Below are 19,292 nucleotides of genomic sequence, written 5' to 3' on the forward strand. Positions count from 1 at the left end.
GTCTCTTTTTTTAGTTCTATATTTTAATTATCTATTGTAAGGATATTCACTTATCCAATAAAAATCACGATTTCTCAACAAAAAGTCTTTCTCCTTAAATAGCTTTGAAGAACCATAAATCGTATCTCCTTTAACAATAAAATTAAAATCTAAACCTGTGCTGTCTATTTTTTTATAGTTTAAATAATAACTTTCTTTATCGTCGCGCCAGCTAGTTAGCTTTAATCTATCCTGTAAACTATCCATTTCTACACCATAATACGAATTGGTATTATTGAATTTTTTTATCTGAAGTGATCCTTCTCTTTGAACAACGATATTTTTCCAAAGTCTTTCATCTTTATAATTGGTTATAGTGTCACCGTTTATTACAAAATTATTGACTTCGTATGCACCATATAATTCTGGTTTTGTTGCCTTAGATCCATATATTTTTTCGGAATCAAGTGTGTTTATAAACCCGAAAATAAAAACATAACCTAGCATTAATGCTTTAAAACTATTCATGGCTATGCTTACGCCTTTATTAAATTTTGGTCGTTTAATAACCTCAAGCTTAGTACTTAGATTGGTAAAAAAGAATAACACCAATCTTTTAATATCTCTAGACAACAAAAACAATGTCATTACTACCAAATGTGTAGATAATATTTTAACAGGGACATCATAGAAATAGTTTACAGCCATAATATTCATAGCAGTCATTAACGTAATAATGGCACCAAAGGTCATAGTTCTTCTAAAAAGAAGAAAACCTGCACTTATCTCAGCGACACCCATAAATATGTTATAACCTTTAGAAAAACCTAAAAACGCCCAAGCTAATCCCATAGGTGAAGATTCACCATAAGTGCCTAATAGTCTGTAAAATCCTGGATAAGCAAACTGTAACTGTATCACCTTAACCATACCATAACTAATAAGCATTAAACCTACATAATAACGGATGCCAACAGTTAACCAATAATACATTTTAGCATAATCATTACGCTTTCTATCTATTACAGACCAGATTAAACAACCTGTTACAGCAACTAAAAACATGGTTAAAACTACCAAGTAATCAAATAAGGTATCACCACTTCCTGTAATTCTTACGACAACTTCATCTGATATACTATAAAGGTTAGCTCCTAACCATGGTACTAATTTTTTAATCCATTCCGTCGGATAGGCAAATATTGTGTCCCATAAAGGAAATGCTCCGTTATTTTGAAATAAGATAATGAGTATAAAATAAATTGAAATAAATCTAAATCCAATTTTCTCAAATAAGGACCAAGATGATTGGTTTCTTGATGACATAATAAAAGTGTTTTTGATTGATGAAAGTAATACTAGTTAATACGTTTAGTTATTAATGCTAATTGACCCATATGATTTGCCTGATGTTCCATAACATGAAACCAAGCCCAATGCATGCTCACATTACCTTTCTTGCTTTTAAACCAATCATCATCTTTAGATTTGAGTAGTTTTTTGGTTTTTTCTCGAACCTCATCATATAAACCCATGTAATATTTAATAGGTTTATTTTTAAACTCATCCCTTGCTTTTTCACCAAGACTTAATGCTGTTTCCCATTTTGCCTTTTCTTCTGCATTAAAACCTCTGCCTTCAAAAGTGTAAACTTGGTAATAGGCCTCTGTAGCTGCTAAATGGTAAATCATAGCACCTGGACTGTTAGAGTTTTCATCTAGTAAAAAATCTGTACCAGCTTGATCTAAATTTTTAACATGCCGTTCTACACGTTGCTTCAAATTATCGAGCATAGAAATCATGTTTCCAATGTCATTTGAATAGCCTTTGAGTGGTTTTATTTCGTTCTGCGCATAGGATAACGAACTGCTCGAAAAAATAAGTAATAAGAAAATTTGAATTTGGTTTTTAATCACAGAATTTATAATATTCTTAATGAGTTCTTGAATCTTTGATTTCATTTGATTTGATTGAAGGTTTTAGTGAGTCTAATATAGACTCAAATTACAGACAGAAGATTAACTATTTTTTAGGTGGATAACCTGCAAAAATTTTTTCAACTAATGCCTTAAGTATTTCCTCTCGTTTTTCGGGAGTAGCATTGGGTTTATATGAACTTTTACTAACCGCTTGCCAAAAAACACTTGTTCTATTAGTTTTAAGAAACTCTATAACTAATTCTCTAGTATTTTGATTACCGCCTAAAGGAAAGCCAACAGAAACACCTCCAAAACTACCTCCACCTCCTCCACCAGCTCCTATGCCAACATTAGAATTGTTTTGATTTTGAATATCTTGACTTTGAATATCTATATAAAAATTAGCATTATCAGAACGCATCATCCCCATAGTTTTAAGCTTATCATCAATAGCTTTGATTAGACGTTTGCTATCGAGTTCGCTCAAACCCGTTTTCATATCATCAAAATACTTATAGGTTTTGTATTGTGTAAAATCTGTAGATTTTTCATAATCGAAGTTAACTACTGTTCCGCAAGATGTTAACATAAATGCGACTAATATATATTTGAAGGCTTTCATCTTTTTTATTTTAAAGATATTAAAAAATAGAGAGGCTCATAAAAATTTAACTATTACTCTTCCGTCTTACTATCAACTGCTTTAGTAAGAGACGAAGAAATTATACCTGTTGGTATAGCCACAATACCCAAACCAATTAAAAGAATAAAGAAGGTGAAAATCCGACCTCCTACAGTTATCGGATAGACATCACCATATCCTACAGTCGTTAGCGTAACTATAGACCACCATAAACTTTCAAAGATTGAAGAAAAATGTTCTGGTTGCGCTTCATTCTCAAAATAATAAATACCAACTGCTGCAAAATAAATTAGCATTAAAGTGATAAACATAAATAACACTATTTGCTCTTTCGCAATAATCATGGCTTTACCAAAATGATGCATCGCTTTATTATATCTCACTAATTTTAGGAGCCTAAACAACCTAAACATTCTTAGAAGTCTAAGCGATCTTAAATCAATACCAAAGGATAGATAAAAAGGAAGAATGGCCAATAAATCTATAATACCGAAAAAACTAAAAATAAATTTAGGCTTGCTGTCTGCGACATATATGCGAGCTATATACTCGAACGTAAAGATGATGACACAAAACGTTTCAATTGAATTTAAAATAACGCGTGTCTGAGGCTTTAAATTTGGTAAAGTTTCTATTGAAAATGTAATAACTGAAAGAATAATTAAAAACTGAATAAAGAATGCGAAAATTTTACTCTGCTTCGTATTGTTGGTTTCAACTAAATTTTTCAAGTAATCTTTCATGATGACTATTAGTAGTTAATCATTCAGCATCTTCCAAAGGTGATCTTTAAGTTCCGTAAGCCCTTGTTGCGCTACTGAAGAAATAAACAAGTATTTAGAATCTAAATCTTTATCTAAAACAACAGCCATCTCAGCTTTAAGCTCGTCATCTAGCATATCTGATTTTGATACCACCACAAAACGTTCTTTATCTAACATCTCTGGATTGTAACGTCGCAATTCATCAACTAAAATTTCATACTGTTCTACAATATCTTTAGCGTCTGCAGGAATTAAAAACAACAAGATCGAATTACGTTCAATATGTCTTAAAAAATAATAACCTAAACCTTTTCCTTCCGCAGCACCTTCAATTATACCAGGAATATCTGCCATTACAAACGACTTAAAATCGCGATACTCAACAATCCCTAAATTTGGTTTTAAGGTCGTAAATTCATAATCTGCAATCTTTGGTTTTGCAGATGTTAACACAGATAATAAAGTAGATTTACCAGCATTAGGGAAGCCAACCAAACCAACATCTGCTAGTAACTTAAGCTCCAAAGTAATATACCCTTCTTCTAGTGGAATTCCAGGTTGTGCATAACGTGGAGTTTGGTTTATAGAATTTTTAAAATGCCAATTTCCTCTTCCACCCATTCCGCCTTCAGCAACGATTCTTTCTTCTCCGTCTTCAGTAATTTCGAACAAAATCTCATTGGTTTCAGTATCTCTAACGACCGTTCCAAGTGGCACATCTAAATATGCATCTTCACCATCTGAACCAGTACTTCTACCTTTACTTCCATGTGAACCATGACCAGCTTTTATATGGCGTTTGAATTTTAAATGAATAAGCGTCCAAAGATTAGAATTACCTTTTAGAATAACGTGTCCACCACGACCACCATCACCACCATCTGGTCCACCTTTTTGAATATACTTTTCGCGATGCAAATGCGCAGAACCTTTACCTCCGTTACCAGAAGATACATGCATTTTTACGTAATCAACAAAATTTCCTTCAGTCATCTGATGGGTTTAAAAGTTTAATTATTTAAAAGTTTAAGCGTTTATTATAAGACGTTTTGAACGGCCTATAATAAAATAAAGAAGTGACCCAACAAAAGGTAGTAGTATAACAACCAATACCCAAATAAGTTTCTCGTTATTGTTAAATTTATTTTTAAGGATACTAATTAGCGCTAATACAGGTGAAACTAAAATAAGTAAAACGAATAGCGCCCAAAGCAACAAACCTAATTCTGGTGTGATTAAATCCATGATTATAACTTATCTATCACAGCACTTAAACGTACAGTGATGTCTTCAATATTACCAACACCATTAACACCATAATATTTATTTTGTTTGGCATAGTAGTCTTTTAAGATTGCTGTTTTAGTATAGTATTCTTTAATTCTGTTTCTTATAATACTTTCGTCTGCATCATCTGCTCTTCCGCTAGTTTTACCACGTTCTAACAAACGTTTCACTAAAACCTCGTCATCGACTTCTAAAGCTACCATAGCATTAATTTGAGAATCTTTATCATCCATTAGCTTATCTAAGGCTTCTGCCTGAGCATATGTTCTCGGAAAACCGTCAAAGATAAATCCGTTTGCACCTGTGTTTCTCTCAACTTCTTTATTCAACATATCTATAGTCACCTGATCTGGCACTAGCTGACCTTTATCCATAAAAGATTTAGCTAATATACCCAAAGCCGTTTCGTTTTTAATGTTGTACCTAAATACATCACCAGTAGAAATATGAACTAAATCATATTTTTCTTTTAAAAAATTAGCTTGTGTTCCTTTACCTGCTCCTGGAGGGCCAAATAAGACTAAATTAGTCATGTGTTGTGTTGTTTTTAATTGATATACTTCTGGTAAGTCTCTTCCCAAACCATCATAATCTAAGCCATAGCCTACAATGAATTTATTAGGAATTTCCATACCAACGTAATGGAGTTTAAAGTCTTTATTATAAGCTTCAGGTTTGTAAAACAACGTTGCTATGAGCAATTGTTTTACATTCTCATTTTCAAAAATACGATGTACTTCTTCGAGTGTATTTCCTGAATCTATGATGTCTTCTAAAATAACAACTGTTCTGCCAGATAAATCTTGTGTTAATCCAATTAAACGTTGAATATCTTCAGTGGACTTAACCCCTTCATAAGACGCTAATTTTATAAATGTAACTTCACAAGGCTTTGGATATTTTTTTACAAAATCGCTAACCAACATAAAAGACCCATTTAAAATACCTATAAAGACTGGCATTTCGTCTCCAAGATCTTTTGCAATAGCATCTGACATATTCTGCACAGCGGTATCTATTTCTTGTTCAGAAATAAAAGGTTTAAAGTATAAATCGTGAAGCTTAATCACAGCGTTATTATTTTAGAAATGCAAAGATAATCATTTGATTAACTATAGACTATTTTTGATTTGTGATTTTAGAATTTTGTTCTATAATTAGTTTATTTTTGCAACTCATAATCAGACATTTTAATCTTAAAAAAGTTTCCGATTTGTATGGAAACACCTAAAGTTGATGAACTATTTTTCTTCCAATTTTAAACTCGGTATTCTTGGTGGTGGCCAACTAGGTAAAATGATTTTATACGATACACGCAAATTTGATATTTATACCTGTGTACTAGATCCAAGTGTTGATGCACCATCACGATTGGCATGTGATGAGTTTACCATTGGTGATATACTAGATTACGACACCGTAGTTAACTTTGGAAAAAACGTAGATGTACTCACAATTGAAATAGAAAACGTAAATGTAGATGCTTTAGAAACACTTGAAAATGAAGGTGTAAAAGTTTTTCCTTCATCTAAAACCCTACGTACAATACAGAATAAGGCTACTCAAAAATTATTTTATCGCGATAATAATATACCAACTGCTAATTTTTCTCGGTTTGCATACACGTCAGAAATTGATGAGGCTGTTGAGAATGGTGGACTAAGCTATCCGTTTGTATGGAAAAGTGCACGGTTTGGTTACGATGGTACAGGCGTAAAAGTTGTGAAACAAGCATCTGACTTAGAGCATTTACCTAATGTAGAGTGCATTTCGGAAGAATTAATTCCGTTTAAAAATGAATTGGCTGTTATAGTTGCAAGAAACGAAAAAGGAGAATTAAAAACATATCCTGTGGTTGAGATGGAATTTCATCCTGAAGCGAACCAAGTTGAATATGTGATTTGTCCTGCAAGAATACCTGATACTATTGCTAAAAAAGCGGAGTTAGTTGCACTTAAAACTGCAGCTGCTTTTAAACACGTTGGCTTGTTAGCTGTTGAGATGTTTCAAACTGAAAATGACGAAATTATAGTTAATGAAGTTGCTCCAAGACCACATAATTCTGGTCATTACAGTATTGAAGGGAGTTACACGTCACAATTTGAACAACACTTAAGATGTATTTTAGGTTTGCCTCTCGGAAATACAGAAAGTAAAGTTGCTGGAGTTATGGTAAATTTAGTAGGTGCAGAAAACCATACTGGCAACGTAGTCTATAAAAATATTGAAACCATTTTAGCCATGAATGGAGTTACACCACATATTTATGGTAAAAAACAGACGAGACCATTTCGTAAAATGGGACACGTAACTATTGTAAACAAAAATGTTGCCGTAGCACGAGTAATCGCAGAAAAAGTAAAACGTACAATCGAAGTAATTAGCGAATAAATTATGAGTAAAGTAGCCGTAATAATGGGAAGCAAAAGCGATTTGCCAGTAATGCAAGACGCTATAGATATATTAAAAGGGTTTGATATTGAAATTGAAGTCGATATCGTTTCGGCACATCGTACTCCAGAAAAACTATTCGACTTTAGTAAAAACGCTCATACAAGAGGTATCAAAGTAATTATTGCTGGTGCAGGAGGCGCAGCACATTTACCTGGTATGGTTGCTTCACTTTCTCCTTTACCAGTTATTGGTGTACCTGTAAAAAGCAGTAACTCTATAGATGGTTGGGATTCTATTCTATCAATTTTACAAATGCCTGGAGGAGTACCTGTAGCAACTGTCGCTTTAAATGGTGCAAAAAATGCTGGAATCTTAGCCGCTCAAATTTTGGGTACCTCAGACCAATGTATTTTAGATAAAATAATGATCTACAAAGAAGGACTAAAAGTTAAAGTGATTAAATCTGCTAAAGACCTTTAAAAAAAGCCTCAACTTTCGCTAAGGCTTTTAAGCTATTAATCAATTCTTTATGAAAAAATTTGTTTACATAAAGACAATACAAAGATAAACAAAACAATAACTAACATCTGATTTTAAGAGTCTTAAATATTAGTTAAAATTCACATTATCAATATAATACGTAAGAATACTTACACAGCAACAAAATGACGATACTCAATAAACCGTTTACAACACTATATAAGACTGCACCTTTTTCAGAAATAAAAACTAAAAATTATTTACCTGCCTTTAAAGCAGGAATTGAAAGAGCAAAATCAGAAATAGATGCTATTGTTAATTCTAATGATAAGCCTTCATTTAAAAACACCGTAGAAGCCTTAGATTATTCGGGTGAGGAATTGGATCGCTTGTCAAGTATTTTCTTCAATCTAAATTCTGCTGAAACCAATGATGCAATTCAAAAAATTGCTCAAGAGGTTTCACCTTTACTTTCAGAATTTAGTAATGACATTACACTTAATAAAGATTTATTTAAACGTGTAAAATCAGTTTATGATTCTAAAGCAGATTTAAATTTAACGACAGAACAAGAGACGCTTTTAAGTAAAAAATATAAAGGTTTTTCGAGAAACGGAGCCAACTTAGCTGAAGATAAAAAGAAAGAACTCAGAGCCATCGATAAAGAATTAAGCCATCTAAAACTAACATTTGGCGAGCACATTTTAGCTGAAACTAATAAATTTGAAATGCATCTTACTGACGAATCTGATTTGTCAGGTTTACCAGAAGGTGCTAAAGAAGCGGCAAAACAATTAGCTGAGAGCAAAGACAAAGAGGGTTGGTTAATTACGTTAGATTACCCGAGTTATATTCCCTTTATGACTTATGCTGATTCAAGAAAACTTCGTGAAAAACTTTCTAAAGCATTTGGCAGCAAAGGATTTAATAATGATGAACTAGACAACAAAGACAATGTTCTTAAAATTGCAAAATTACGGTGTAAGCGCGCACAACTTTTAGGCTATAAAACTCATGCACATTTTGTGTTAGAAGAACGCATGGCGCAAACACCAGAAAAGGTGACTACATTTTTAAATGAATTATTAGAAAAAGCAAAGCCAGCTGCTGTCCAAGAATTTGCCACGCTAGAAGCATTTGCCAAAGATCTAGATAGTATTGACCATTTACAAAAGTGGGATTCTGGTTATTATTCTGAAAAGTTGAAACAGAAATTATTCAGTTTAGATGATGAACAGCTGAAGCCTTATTTTAAATTAGAAAATGTTATCGCAGGAGCATTTACTGTTGCCGAAAAATTATTTGGATTACAATTTAAAGAGATAAATACTATAGATAAATACCACGACGATGTTTTAACTTATGAAATTAAAGATCATAATGGTCAATTAGTCTCTATTTTCTATGCTGACTTTTTCCCAAGAGCAGGAAAACGTAATGGAGCTTGGATGACATCTTACAAACCACAGATGATAAAAAACGGTATTAATGAAAGGCCACATGTGTCTATCGTTTGTAATTTCACAAAACCCACAAAAAGCAAACCGTCATTACTAACCTTCAATGAAGTAACTACATTATTTCATGAATTCGGACATGCTCTACACGGCATCTTAGCTAATACAACCTATCCTAGTTTATCTGGCACAAGTGTTTTTTGGGATTTTGTAGAACTGCCAAGTCAGATTTTGGAAAACTGGTGTTACGAAGAAGAAACATTAAAATTATTCGCCACGCATTATGAAACTGGTGCTGTTATACCGATGGAACTCATCGAAAAAATAAAATCCTCATCAACGTTTCATGAAGGCATGCAAACCTTACGTCAAATAAGTTTCGGGTTATTAGATATGTCTTGGCATGGTGTTGATCCATCAGAAATTAATGATGTAAAAGCTTATGAAGTTGCTTCTTTTGGTGATACAAGCTTATATCCAGATGTTGCAGAAAATTGTATGAGCACTTCTTTTGCACACATTTTTCAAGGTGGTTATTCCTCTGGTTATTACAGCTACAAGTGGGCTGAAGTTTTAGATGCAGATGCTTTTGAATACTTTAAAGAAGAAGGTATATTTAATAAAGAAGTTGCGAACAAATTTAAAGCTTTTGTCTTATCACAAGGCGGTACAGAAAACCCAATGACATTGTATAAAAAGTTTAGAGGACAAGAGCCAAAACCTGAAGCTTTACTGAGACGTGCTGGATTGATAAAATAAACCAACAACTTACTCCGTTTAGTTTTAATGAGTGTATTAAAGTTATTTGCACATTTAATTATAATTACACTACTAACCATAATAACGCAGGTTGGTGGTGTAATTTGGATAATAAGTCTTTTAATTTCAAACAAGCTAAAAAAGAAAAAACGGATTATTTTCCCATTGCTTTATTTCATTTTTAACTTAATAATTGTACCACCTGTTGCCTCCTACTTTGGGAGAGAACAGTTACCTGTTTTTAATCAAAGCTTAAAACCGATTAATTGGTTTTATCCATTAGCATTTAGAAACTATGTTGTACCAAGATTAAAGCGTGAACTTATTAGCTCTAGCGAAAACCTGGCCTCTTCTAATATATCTATCATTTATTTAGATGCTAATTTCCCCTTTTTTAAGGGTTATCCATTACTACCACATTTAAGTCATAATGATGGAAAAAAGATTGATATCACCTTTATGTATCTAAACGAATTAGGGGAGGAAAGCAACAAAAAACCGAGTACGTCTGGTTATGGTGCATTTGCAAATTCAGAAAAAAACTACACTTCAAAGACTTGTATTAAAAAAGGTAATTGGCAGTACGATTTTACAAAGTATCTAAGTTTTGGGATTAACAATAAATTGAAATTGGATAGTAAAAGAACAACTCAATTAATTAAGCAATTATTATCCATTTCTTCTACAGAAAAGCTCTTTATAGAACCCCATTTAAAACAATCATTAAGCCTAAGTAGAGAATCTAAAGTTAGATTTCATGGTTGTAAAGCTGTTAGACACGATGATCATATTCATTTGCAAATAAATTAAACTTTCAATAATTATTGAAAGTTTAATAATTATTGTATATTTACTTTATGGAATATCAAGAAGCAAAAGATAAATTTATAAGTACTTGGGGAAGTTTAGGAACACTTTGGGGCATAAACAAGGCTATGGCTCAGATACAAGCACTTCTTTTTATTTCCACAAAACCTTTGTCTATGGAAGATATCATGGCAGATCTTAAAATATCTCGTGGCAATACAAGTATGAATCTTCGTCAACTAATGGATTGGGGAATTGTAACTAAGGTTTTAATAGCTGGTGAACGTAAAGAGTTTTTTACTACTGAAAAAGACGTACAAGAACTGGCACGCATCGTTGCAAAAGAACGTAGTCGAAGAGAAATTAAACCTGTTATAAAAGTATTGCAAGACGTCTCTACTATCACAGACGATGGTACTGCAAAAACTAAAGAACTAATAAAACAAACCAAAGCCTTAAAAGAGCTTACTGACGATTTAGATACGTTGATGAATAAATTAGTAAATCAAAAACAAAACTGGCTAACAAAGTCTGTTTTTAAACTCATTAAATAAATCATATTTTTTTTAATAAAACTTTCAATATTTTCTGAAAGTTTAAAAACAAATAAATTATGAATATTCAAATCCCAAACTGGCTTATCATTCTTGGAGGATGTGGTCAAATTTTCACAGCGCTTATCTATCCATACATTAGGCATAAGGTATTTGATTGGTACACTGATGTTAAACAACTAAAACCCTTAAACCAAGAAATAGCTAAAACATACGGAAGGTATATTCAAGGTCTAAATTTTTCATTTGGCTTAATAGCAATCTTACTTCCAAATGATTTAAAAAACGGGACATCTTTAGCCATTGCCATAACCGGACTTATTGCTACTTATTGGATTGGTAAGGTTGCAACTCAAATTGCGTATTACCCAATGTATCAAATACCACAACAGCTTATTTTTAAAATAGGTAGCTATTTTATGAATACGCTATTTACAATGTTCGTTGTAGTTTATACTTGGTTACTTGTTTATAATATCAGTGCAATCCTATAAAATTTAATTATTATGGAAACACAAACGATAACACATCAAAATCTTTCAGAACAGAGCAAAATAGAAATGATCGATTTCTATAACGAAGCTACAGAAGATTACGAATTTTGGAGTAACGACTACAACATGCACTTTGGCTATTTTATTCCTTTTAAGACCAATCCTTTTAAAAGAGATACAATGCTCAATCAAATGAATTCACAAGTACTTAAACGCTTAAACATTAATAAAGCAAAAAACAGATTAATAGACTTGGGCTGCGGTATGGGAGGCACGATGCGTTACGCACTAAAACAGTATAAAAATGTAATAGCTTATGGTGTAACCTTGTCTAATTTTCAATTACAACAAGGCAATGAATTACTGAAAGGTAAAAATGGTATTATTCTAAAAGAAAACTATAACAACACCTCGTTTCAATCTAATTCATTCGACTCTGCAGTTGCTATAGAAAGCTTTTGTCATTCTGGTCATAACAAAAATTCATTAAAAGAAGTGTACCGAATTTTAAAGCCTGGTGGACGTCTAGTTATTGCTGATGCCTTTTTAAAGAAAGACAAATCTCAGCTCTGCAACGGCGCGAAATACTCATACCATAAACTCTGTAGTCATTGGAGTTTAGAAAAATTGGAAACACATACTTATATTAAAGAGCAACTACAGAATATAGGTTTTAAAACTATTAAAATAGACGACATTTCTTTTAGAGTTGCACCATCTGTTTTGCATGTTCCTTTCGCAATTACAAGTTTTATAATTAAAAAACTATTAAGCTTTAAGACCATAAAACGAGAGAGCTTTCTTAATTTGAAAGGATCATTCTATGCATTACTCACTGGTTTACACATGAAGAGTTTTGGGTACTATATTATTAGTGCAACCAAAGCTAAATAAAAAATTAATACTGAAAATATATGGAAACTAAAACAATCACAATAGCTGGCGGAAGCGGATTTCTTGGACAAGTCTTAACAGACTACTTCACAAAGCTTGGTCATACTATTTATATTTTAACGAGAACACCTAAACAAAGTAATGATATCTATTGGAATGCTAAAGATTTAGATTATTGGACTAAAACATTAGGTGAAACCGACGTTCTAATCAACCTCACGGGAAAGTCTGTAGATTGTAGATATACAGAAGTCAATAAAAAACTTATACATGACTCTCGAATAGATTCTACTAACGTACTAGGTATAGCCGTAAACCTGTGTAAAAACCCACCTAAAGTTTGGTTAAATATGTCTACATCTACAATATATGAGGTTTCATACACAAAAGAAATGACGGAAGTTAATGGTAACATAGGCGACGACTTTTCAATGAATATTGCCAAATCTTGGGAAGCAGCATTTAATAAAACTATAACACCAAAAACAAAACATATCATTCTAAGAACCTCAATAGTCTTAGGAAAAAAAGGTGGTGCACTTATTCCTTTAAAACGATTGACACAATTTGGACTTGGAGGAAAACAATGGCACGGCAAACAAAAGGTAAGTTGGATTCATGAAATAGACTTTGCTCGTGCTGTTAGCTTTTTAATTGACCAAAACTTAGAAGGCACATTTAATATCGTTGCCCCAAAGCCTACAACGAACACCTATTTAATGCTAACATTCCGTAAAGCTTTAAACATTCCGTTTGGTATTTCACATCCAAAATGGTTACTGAAAATTGGCGCTAAAATCATTGGAACAGAATCAGAATTAGTGTTAAAAAGTAGAAATGTTATTCCTAAAAAATTGATAGATGAAGGTTTCTATTTTAAATATAACACTATTGAAAAGGCTATAGAAAGCCTTGTGAAATCATAATTTAGTTCTCATTTATTTATCCTATTTTTGAAAAAGCAATGATAACATAAATGGCGAATCATAAGATAGATCCAAATAATTGGATAAAATTATATTCTGATTATCTTTTTAACTACACCATTACACGTGTCAGCGATAGAGAGATTGCACAAGATTTAGTTTCGGAAACATTCTTGGCAGGCCTCAAATCAATGGTTAATTTTAAAGGTGAAGCTAGTGAGCGTACATGGTTAATTTCTATTTTAAAACGAAAAGTAATTGATCACTACCGTAAAATTAATTCTAAAAAAGGTAAAGCCGAAGTTAGAATGAGTTATAATAGCGATGTCGAATCTGAAGGAGATTGGTTAGAAGAGCGCGTAGCAGACCCTTTTGATAAAACTGCAGAAGACACTTTAGAAAATTCAGAACTTGGTGATGCAATCCACGATTGCCTAGCTAAATTACCTCAGAAACAAGCTGAAGTTTTTAAAATGAAAACGATTTTAGGCTATGAGACAGAAACAATATGTAATGAATTAGACATTACTGCGTCTAACCTTTGGGTAATCGTCCATAGAGCAAGAACTGCTTTGGCTGATTGCATGGAGAAAAGTTGGTTTTAAATTATGAGTAAGATTAAATTAAGTTGTGACGAAGCAAACCATGTTTGTGATAAAAATCAATATAAGGAGGCTGGTATTTGGGAAATGCTTAAGCTTAACTTACATCTGCTTTACTGCAGAGTTTGTAGAAAATACACAAGCAGAAACATGAAGTTAACCAAGCTAGTAAAAACCAATAAAGTTGAAGTCTTAGATAAAGCTACTAAAGAAAAGCTTCAAATTACTTTTGACAAAGAATTAGCTAAACAGCTGTAAAACTATAAGCCAAAGTATTGGCAAACTCTCCACAAAAAAAGCACTATAATATTTCGACTGATTTTTATTAGAGAATACTAAAAACAATAGTGCTATAAACACAATTAGTAATGTTGAAACAATTGACGCACTAGAGAATTCATCTCTTAAGTATTCTAACATAAAAAATAGCATCAAAAGTAAAACACCGAGAATTTTAGTGCGCTTTAATCCTATTCTTTGAGGTATAGTTGCAAGCTTAAGGTTATCGTAATTTAAATCTCTTATTTCAAAAGGCAACATTAAAACAATAACAAAACAAAAACGTTGTACACTTGTTAAAATAACATCTGTATTTATAGTAACTTCATTTTCAACTAATGGTAAAATAACGGTTGTAAACATCCAAACCAAAGCAATAACATAGACTTTTAAACCACCTATTTCTCTTAGATTTTGTTGCTCATCAAACAAATACTTTTTTGGAATAAAGGGGATTGCATATAAAAACGTAACGATACCCAAACTACCAATATACAGAAGTGTTAAGAGTTTAAGTTGAAAAAGATAATAACACATTATTAGGAAGGCTAAAAGTGAAAACACCTGAATCACTTTTAACCATGAAGCAAGACTTCTATGATGAAATTTTGCAACACCAAAATACTTCACAAAATTATAGCCTGTAATAGAGGCAAAAAAAACAAAGTAAAGTACATTCTTATCATAACTTAAATTATACTGAATAAGCGTTAACCATGTTAACGCAAACGCGCTTAATGCGACATGAATACTACTATTCAAATAAAAATCAAATACACGTTTTAAAAACTTCACACTACAAAAATAATCATTGTGTTAATAAACTTACGTTTCGGTTAAAAACTTTAGTTTAAGTTAACATAATAAAAAGGGTAAATGCTTATTTTTGCATATCTCAAAAAAAAAGCTAAAAAAGAATGGATACTACCTCTTTTGCACTTAGACATATCGGCCCACGTCCTCATGAACAAAAAGCCATGTTAAACACTATTGGTGTTACTAGTATTGAACAACTAATATCAGAAACTATTCCTTCAGGTATTCGTCTTAAGGAAGATTTAGATTTAGATCCTGCCATGAGTGAGCAGGAGTATTTAAATCATATTTATGAGTTGTCACAACACAATAAGGTTTTTAAATCTTATATAGGTTTAGGCTATCACCCTTCTAATTTACCAGCAGTTATACAGCGAAATATTTTAGAAAACCCAGGATGGTATACAGCCTATACTCCCTACCAAGCAGAAATTGCCCAAGGACGTTTAGAAGCTTTATTAAATTTTCAAACCATGGTTACAGATTTAACTGGTATGGAAATAGCAAATGCTTCACTTTTAGATGAAAGTACCGCTGCTGCAGAGGCTATGAGTTTATTATTTGCTGTGAGAGAACGTGCTCAGAAAAAAGCAAATGTCAATAAATTTTTCGTTTCAGATTTAGTGCTACCTCAAACTATTTCACTTTTAGAAACTAGAGCAACACCAATAGGTATTGAACTCGTTATTGGTAATGAGGCGGAATTTAATCTTTCTGAAGAATTCTTCGGCGCTTTATTACAATATCCTGGCAAAAATGGTCAGATAACTGATATAAAATCTTTTATAGAAAAGGCAAATGCCTCGAACATTAAAGTAGCAGTTGCAGCAGACATTTTAAGTCTTGTTAAACTTGAAGCTCCTGGTAAATTTGGTGCTGATGTTGTATTAGGCACAACACAACGTTTTGGCATACCAATGGGCTATGGCGGACCTCATGCTGCATATTTCGCAACAAAAAAAGCTTATAAACGTGATTTACCTGGTCGTATTATAGGCGTAACCAGAGATACAGATGGCAATAGAGCTTTACGTATGGCTTTACAAACGCGCGAACAACATATAAAACGTGATAGAGCAACGTCTAATATTTGTACTGCACAGGTTTTGTTAGCAGTAATGGCAGGTATGTATGCTGTATATCATGGCCCTAAAGGCTTAAGTTTTATAGCAAATAAAGTACAAAACACGACGTCTGCTCTTGCCAAGGCCTTAGAACATTTAGACTTAGAACAAACTAATTCTCATTATTTCGATACGATACAGATAAAAGCAGATGCTGTTAACGTAAAATATGAAGCTGAAAAGAATGAAATAAACTTTCATTATCCAGATACCAATACCGTAACTATTTCAATAAATGAAACTACTAATATTTCAGACTTAAATGAAATTATTTCAGTTTTTGAGACCGTTACTGGTAACTCAACAGATAAGATTACAAAAATTGAAACAGCTGAAACTATTCCAAATCATTTAAAACGCCAATCAGAATTTTTAACTTTTGATGTGTTTAATTCATACCATTCTGAAACTGAATTAATGCGTTACATAAAACGTTTAGAGCGTAAGGATTTAGCTTTAAACCACTCTATGATTTCACTTGGTTCTTGTACTATGAAACTTAATGCTGCTTCAGAAATGCTACCATTAAGTTGGAGTAGCTGGGGAAATATGCATCCTTTTGCACCTGTTAGACAAGCTACAGGGTATAAATTAATGCTAAATGCCTTAGAAAATCAATTAACTGAAATTACAGGTTTTGCAGCGACGTCTTTACAACCAAATTCTGGTGCTCAAGGAGAGTTTGCAGGTCTAATGGTAATTAGAGCTTATCATGAATCTCGAGGTGATAATCACAGAAACATCTGTTTAATACCATCTTCTGCTCATGGCACAAATCCTGCAAGTGCAGTTATGGCTGGTATGAAAGTCGTAGTAACAAAAGCCTCTGAAGATGGAAATATTGATGTTGACGATTTAAGAGAAAAAGCAGAATTACATAAAGATAATCTTTCTGCCTTAATGATCACATATCCATCTACACATGGTGTTTTTGAATCTGCAATCAAAGAAATCACACAATTAATACACGATAATGGTGGCCAAGTTTATATGGATGGTGCTAATATGAATGCACAAGTAGGCTTAACAAATCCTGGAAATATTGGTGCAGATGTTTGTCACCTCAACTTACACAAAACCTTTGCCATTCCTCATGGAGGTGGTGGACCTGGTGTAGGTCCAATTTGTGTTGCAAAACAACTAGTTCCTTTTTTACCTGGAAATCCAATTATTAAAACAGGAGGCCATCAAGCAATAACAGCAATTTCTGCTGCACCTTTTGGATCTTCATTGGCTTGTATCATTTCTTACGGCTATATAAAAATGTTAGGCGCTAAAGGTTTAAAAGAGTCTACTGAAGTAGCTATATTAAATGCAAACTATATAAAAGAACGCTTAGAGGGCTACTACCCTACACTTTACACAGGTGAAAATGGTAGAGCTGCGCACGAAATGATTATTGATTGTCGTGATTTTAAAACTAATGGTATTGAAGTCTCTGACATCGCTAAACGTCTTATGGACTATGGCTTTCATGCACCAACAGTATCATTCCCAGTTGCAGGAACTATGATGATAGAGCCAACTGAAAGTGAAAGTAAATCAGAAATGGATCGTTTTTGTGATGCTATGATTTCTATACGAAAAGAAGTGGACTTGGCTTCTAAAGACGAGCCTAATAACATATTAAAAAACGCACCTCATACTCTAGCGATGCTAACGTCTAATGACTGGTTATTTCCATACACGAGAGAAGAAGCTGCTTATCCTTTAGATTATGTAATGGATAACAAATTTTGGCCTACCGTGAGACGAGTTGATGAAGCCTATGGAGATAGAAACTTAATGTGTACATGTGCTCCAATTGAAGAATATATGGAAGCTTAAATAATTTTAGAATAATTTTAAAAAGTGCTCAAAATGAGCACTTTTTTTGTGTTTTATTTAATTTTTTTAACAAATTTTAAGAATTCATAAAAAATCACGTTTTTATAAGCCTAATCGAATAAAATTTATGTAATATTAAGTAGATTCGTAATAATAGAATTGAAATTAAATAACTATGGGCATTAGAATTACAGGAACGGGAAGCTATATACCAAGTATTGTTGAAAAGAATGAAGATTTTTATAATCATGAATTTCTAAATGCAGATGGCTCTTCTATAAATAGCCCAAATGAGGTAATTGTAGAGAAATTTAAAGCTATTACTGGTATACAAGAAAGACGTTATGTAAAAAAAGAATTACTTAATTCTGATATAGCCTTTTATGCATCTCAAAAAGCTATAGAAGATGCTAAAATTGATAAAGAAAGCATCAACTATATTATATGTGCTCACAATTATGGTGACGTAAAACATAACACAGAGCAAAGTGATACTGTACCAAGTATTGCATCGCGAGTTAAGCATTTATTGAAAATAGAAAACCCGAAGTGTGTTGGCTATGATTTACTGTTTGGATGTCCTGGATGGATTGAAGGGGTAATACAAGCGAAAGCGTTTATCGCTTCTGGCTTAGCTAAACGCTGTTTAGTTATAGGTACAGAAACATTATCTCGTGTCATAGACAAACATGATAGAGATTCGATGATATATAGTGATGGTGCTGGTGCTGTTATTGTTGAAGAAACAAATGAATCTGGAGGTATTATTGCACACGATACTGCAACATTTACTCTTGATGAGGCTCACTTTATTTATTTTGGAGAAACAAATCATCCTGAAATAACAGATCAAAGGCGCTATATTAAAATGTATGGTCGCAAGATTTATGAATTTGCAATCACACATGTGCCAATGGCTTTAAAAGCTTGTCTAGAAGAAAGTGGTTTTTCAATAAATGACGTTAAAAAAATCTTGATACATCAAGCCAATGAAAAAATGGATGAAGCTATCGTAAAACGTTTCTATAAACTCCATAATATGGAAATGCCAGATGGTATAATGCCAATGACCATAAACACACTTGGCAACTCTAGTGTAGCAACTATACCTACTTTATTTGATATGATACTAAAAGGAAAACTTAAAAATCAGTCTATTAATAAGGGGGATGTTATTATGTTTGCTAGTGTTGGTGCAGGCATGAATATTAATGCTATTGTATACAAACATTAATAAAAAAGATTTCCGATGTTTCGGAAAATTAATATGTACGACAAGACTTATCC

Annotated in this window: 20 protein-coding genes; 12 read left to right on the forward strand and 8 right to left on the reverse strand. The window is 32.6% G+C overall.

Annotated features, from left to right (window positions below):
• Window positions 1-27 precede the first annotated feature (27 nt).
• The 7 genes from B2U95_RS12955 to B2U95_RS12985 all read right to left on the reverse strand — a co-directional run bounded on the left by B2U95_RS12955 (window position 28) and on the right by B2U95_RS12985 (window position 5,662).
• The gene (locus B2U95_RS12955) at window positions 28-1,305 is read right to left on the reverse strand and encodes a hypothetical protein (RefSeq protein ID WP_296316956.1); all 1,278 of its coding nucleotides are present in this window, start codon (window positions 1,303-1,305) and stop codon (window positions 28-30) included.
• Between the two features lie 32 nt (window positions 1,306-1,337).
• Complete coding sequence (locus tag B2U95_RS12960) at window positions 1,338-1,940, reverse strand: DinB family protein (protein ID WP_296316957.1); 603 nt, start codon at window positions 1,938-1,940, stop codon at window positions 1,338-1,340.
• 61 nt (window positions 1,941-2,001) lie between these two features.
• The gene (locus tag B2U95_RS12965) at window positions 2,002-2,520 is read right to left on the reverse strand and encodes a DUF4136 domain-containing protein (RefSeq protein WP_296316958.1); all 519 of its coding nucleotides are present in this window, start codon (window positions 2,518-2,520) and stop codon (window positions 2,002-2,004) included.
• A 53-nt stretch (window positions 2,521-2,573) separates the two neighbouring features.
• A complete protein-coding gene (locus tag B2U95_RS12970) occupies window positions 2,574-3,284 on the reverse strand; it encodes an ion transporter (protein WP_296316959.1) in 711 nt (236 codons plus the stop codon).
• 15 nt (window positions 3,285-3,299) lie between these two features.
• Complete coding sequence (gene obgE / locus B2U95_RS12975) at window positions 3,300-4,298, reverse strand: GTPase ObgE (RefSeq protein ID WP_296316960.1); 999 nt, start codon at window positions 4,296-4,298, stop codon at window positions 3,300-3,302.
• A gap of 33 nt (window positions 4,299-4,331) precedes the next feature.
• Window positions 4,332-4,550, reverse strand: a complete 219-nt coding sequence (locus B2U95_RS12980; protein WP_296316961.1) for a PLD nuclease N-terminal domain-containing protein — start codon at window positions 4,548-4,550, stop codon at window positions 4,332-4,334.
• 2 nt (window positions 4,551-4,552) lie between these two features.
• Window positions 4,553-5,662: an adenylate kinase gene (locus B2U95_RS12985; protein WP_296316962.1), complete on the reverse strand. Its 1,110-nt coding sequence runs from the start codon at window positions 5,660-5,662 to the stop codon at window positions 4,553-4,555.
• 166 nt (window positions 5,663-5,828) lie between these two features.
• Here B2U95_RS12985 and B2U95_RS12990 point away from each other — a divergent pair, with 166 nt between their 5' ends.
• From B2U95_RS12990 to B2U95_RS13035, 10 genes are all read left to right on the forward strand, one after another.
• Complete coding sequence (locus tag B2U95_RS12990; RefSeq protein ID WP_296316963.1) at window positions 5,829-6,983, forward strand: 5-(carboxyamino)imidazole ribonucleotide synthase; 1,155 nt, start codon at window positions 5,829-5,831, stop codon at window positions 6,981-6,983.
• A gap of 3 nt (window positions 6,984-6,986) precedes the next feature.
• The gene (gene purE / locus B2U95_RS12995; protein WP_296316964.1) at window positions 6,987-7,466 is read left to right on the forward strand and encodes a 5-(carboxyamino)imidazole ribonucleotide mutase; all 480 of its coding nucleotides are present in this window, start codon (window positions 6,987-6,989) and stop codon (window positions 7,464-7,466) included.
• 185 nt (window positions 7,467-7,651) lie between these two features.
• Window positions 7,652-9,682 carry a M3 family metallopeptidase gene (locus B2U95_RS13000; protein ID WP_296316965.1) on the forward strand — a complete coding sequence of 677 codons (2,031 nt, stop codon included), beginning with the start codon at window positions 7,652-7,654 and terminating at the stop codon, window positions 9,680-9,682.
• Window positions 9,683-9,709: 27 nt separating this feature from the next.
• Window positions 9,710-10,492 carry a hypothetical protein gene (locus B2U95_RS13005; RefSeq protein WP_296316966.1) on the forward strand — a complete coding sequence of 261 codons (783 nt, stop codon included), beginning with the start codon at window positions 9,710-9,712 and terminating at the stop codon, window positions 10,490-10,492.
• 47 nt (window positions 10,493-10,539) lie between these two features.
• Complete coding sequence (locus B2U95_RS13010) at window positions 10,540-11,043, forward strand: GbsR/MarR family transcriptional regulator (RefSeq protein ID WP_296316967.1); 504 nt, start codon at window positions 10,540-10,542, stop codon at window positions 11,041-11,043.
• Window positions 11,044-11,102: 59 nt separating this feature from the next.
• Entirely contained in the window at window positions 11,103-11,537 is a 435-nt protein-coding gene (locus B2U95_RS13015; protein ID WP_296316968.1) for a hypothetical protein, read from the forward strand.
• 12 nt (window positions 11,538-11,549) lie between these two features.
• Window positions 11,550-12,431: an SAM-dependent methyltransferase gene (locus B2U95_RS13020; protein ID WP_296316969.1), complete on the forward strand. Its 882-nt coding sequence runs from the start codon at window positions 11,550-11,552 to the stop codon at window positions 12,429-12,431.
• A 20-nt stretch (window positions 12,432-12,451) separates the two neighbouring features.
• Window positions 12,452-13,357: a TIGR01777 family oxidoreductase gene (locus tag B2U95_RS13025; RefSeq protein ID WP_296316970.1), complete on the forward strand. Its 906-nt coding sequence runs from the start codon at window positions 12,452-12,454 to the stop codon at window positions 13,355-13,357.
• A gap of 50 nt (window positions 13,358-13,407) precedes the next feature.
• Complete coding sequence (locus B2U95_RS13030; RefSeq protein ID WP_296316971.1) at window positions 13,408-13,962, forward strand: sigma-70 family RNA polymerase sigma factor; 555 nt, start codon at window positions 13,408-13,410, stop codon at window positions 13,960-13,962.
• 3 nt (window positions 13,963-13,965) lie between these two features.
• A complete protein-coding gene (locus B2U95_RS13035) occupies window positions 13,966-14,217 on the forward strand; it encodes a hypothetical protein (protein WP_296316972.1) in 252 nt (83 codons plus the stop codon).
• Here the strand turns inward: B2U95_RS13035 and B2U95_RS13040 are convergent.
• Window positions 14,200-15,033: a hypothetical protein gene (locus tag B2U95_RS13040; RefSeq protein ID WP_296316973.1), complete on the reverse strand. Its 834-nt coding sequence runs from the start codon at window positions 15,031-15,033 to the stop codon at window positions 14,200-14,202. The genes B2U95_RS13035 and B2U95_RS13040 overlap by 18 nt on opposite strands.
• A gap of 122 nt (window positions 15,034-15,155) precedes the next feature.
• Here B2U95_RS13040 and gcvP point away from each other — a divergent pair, with 122 nt between their 5' ends.
• Window positions 15,156-18,005: an aminomethyl-transferring glycine dehydrogenase gene (gene gcvP / locus B2U95_RS13045; protein ID WP_296316974.1), complete on the forward strand. Its 2,850-nt coding sequence runs from the start codon at window positions 15,156-15,158 to the stop codon at window positions 18,003-18,005.
• Between the two features lie 175 nt (window positions 18,006-18,180).
• On the forward strand, window positions 18,181-19,239 hold the full coding sequence (locus tag B2U95_RS13050; RefSeq protein ID WP_296316975.1) for a 3-oxoacyl-ACP synthase III family protein: 1,059 nt from the start codon (window positions 18,181-18,183) through the stop codon (window positions 19,237-19,239).
• The last annotated feature ends 53 nt before the right edge of the window (window positions 19,240-19,292 follow it).

The organism is Winogradskyella sp. UBA3174, from assembly GCF_002364335.1.
Classification (GTDB): Bacteria; Bacteroidota; Bacteroidia; order Flavobacteriales; family Flavobacteriaceae; genus Winogradskyella.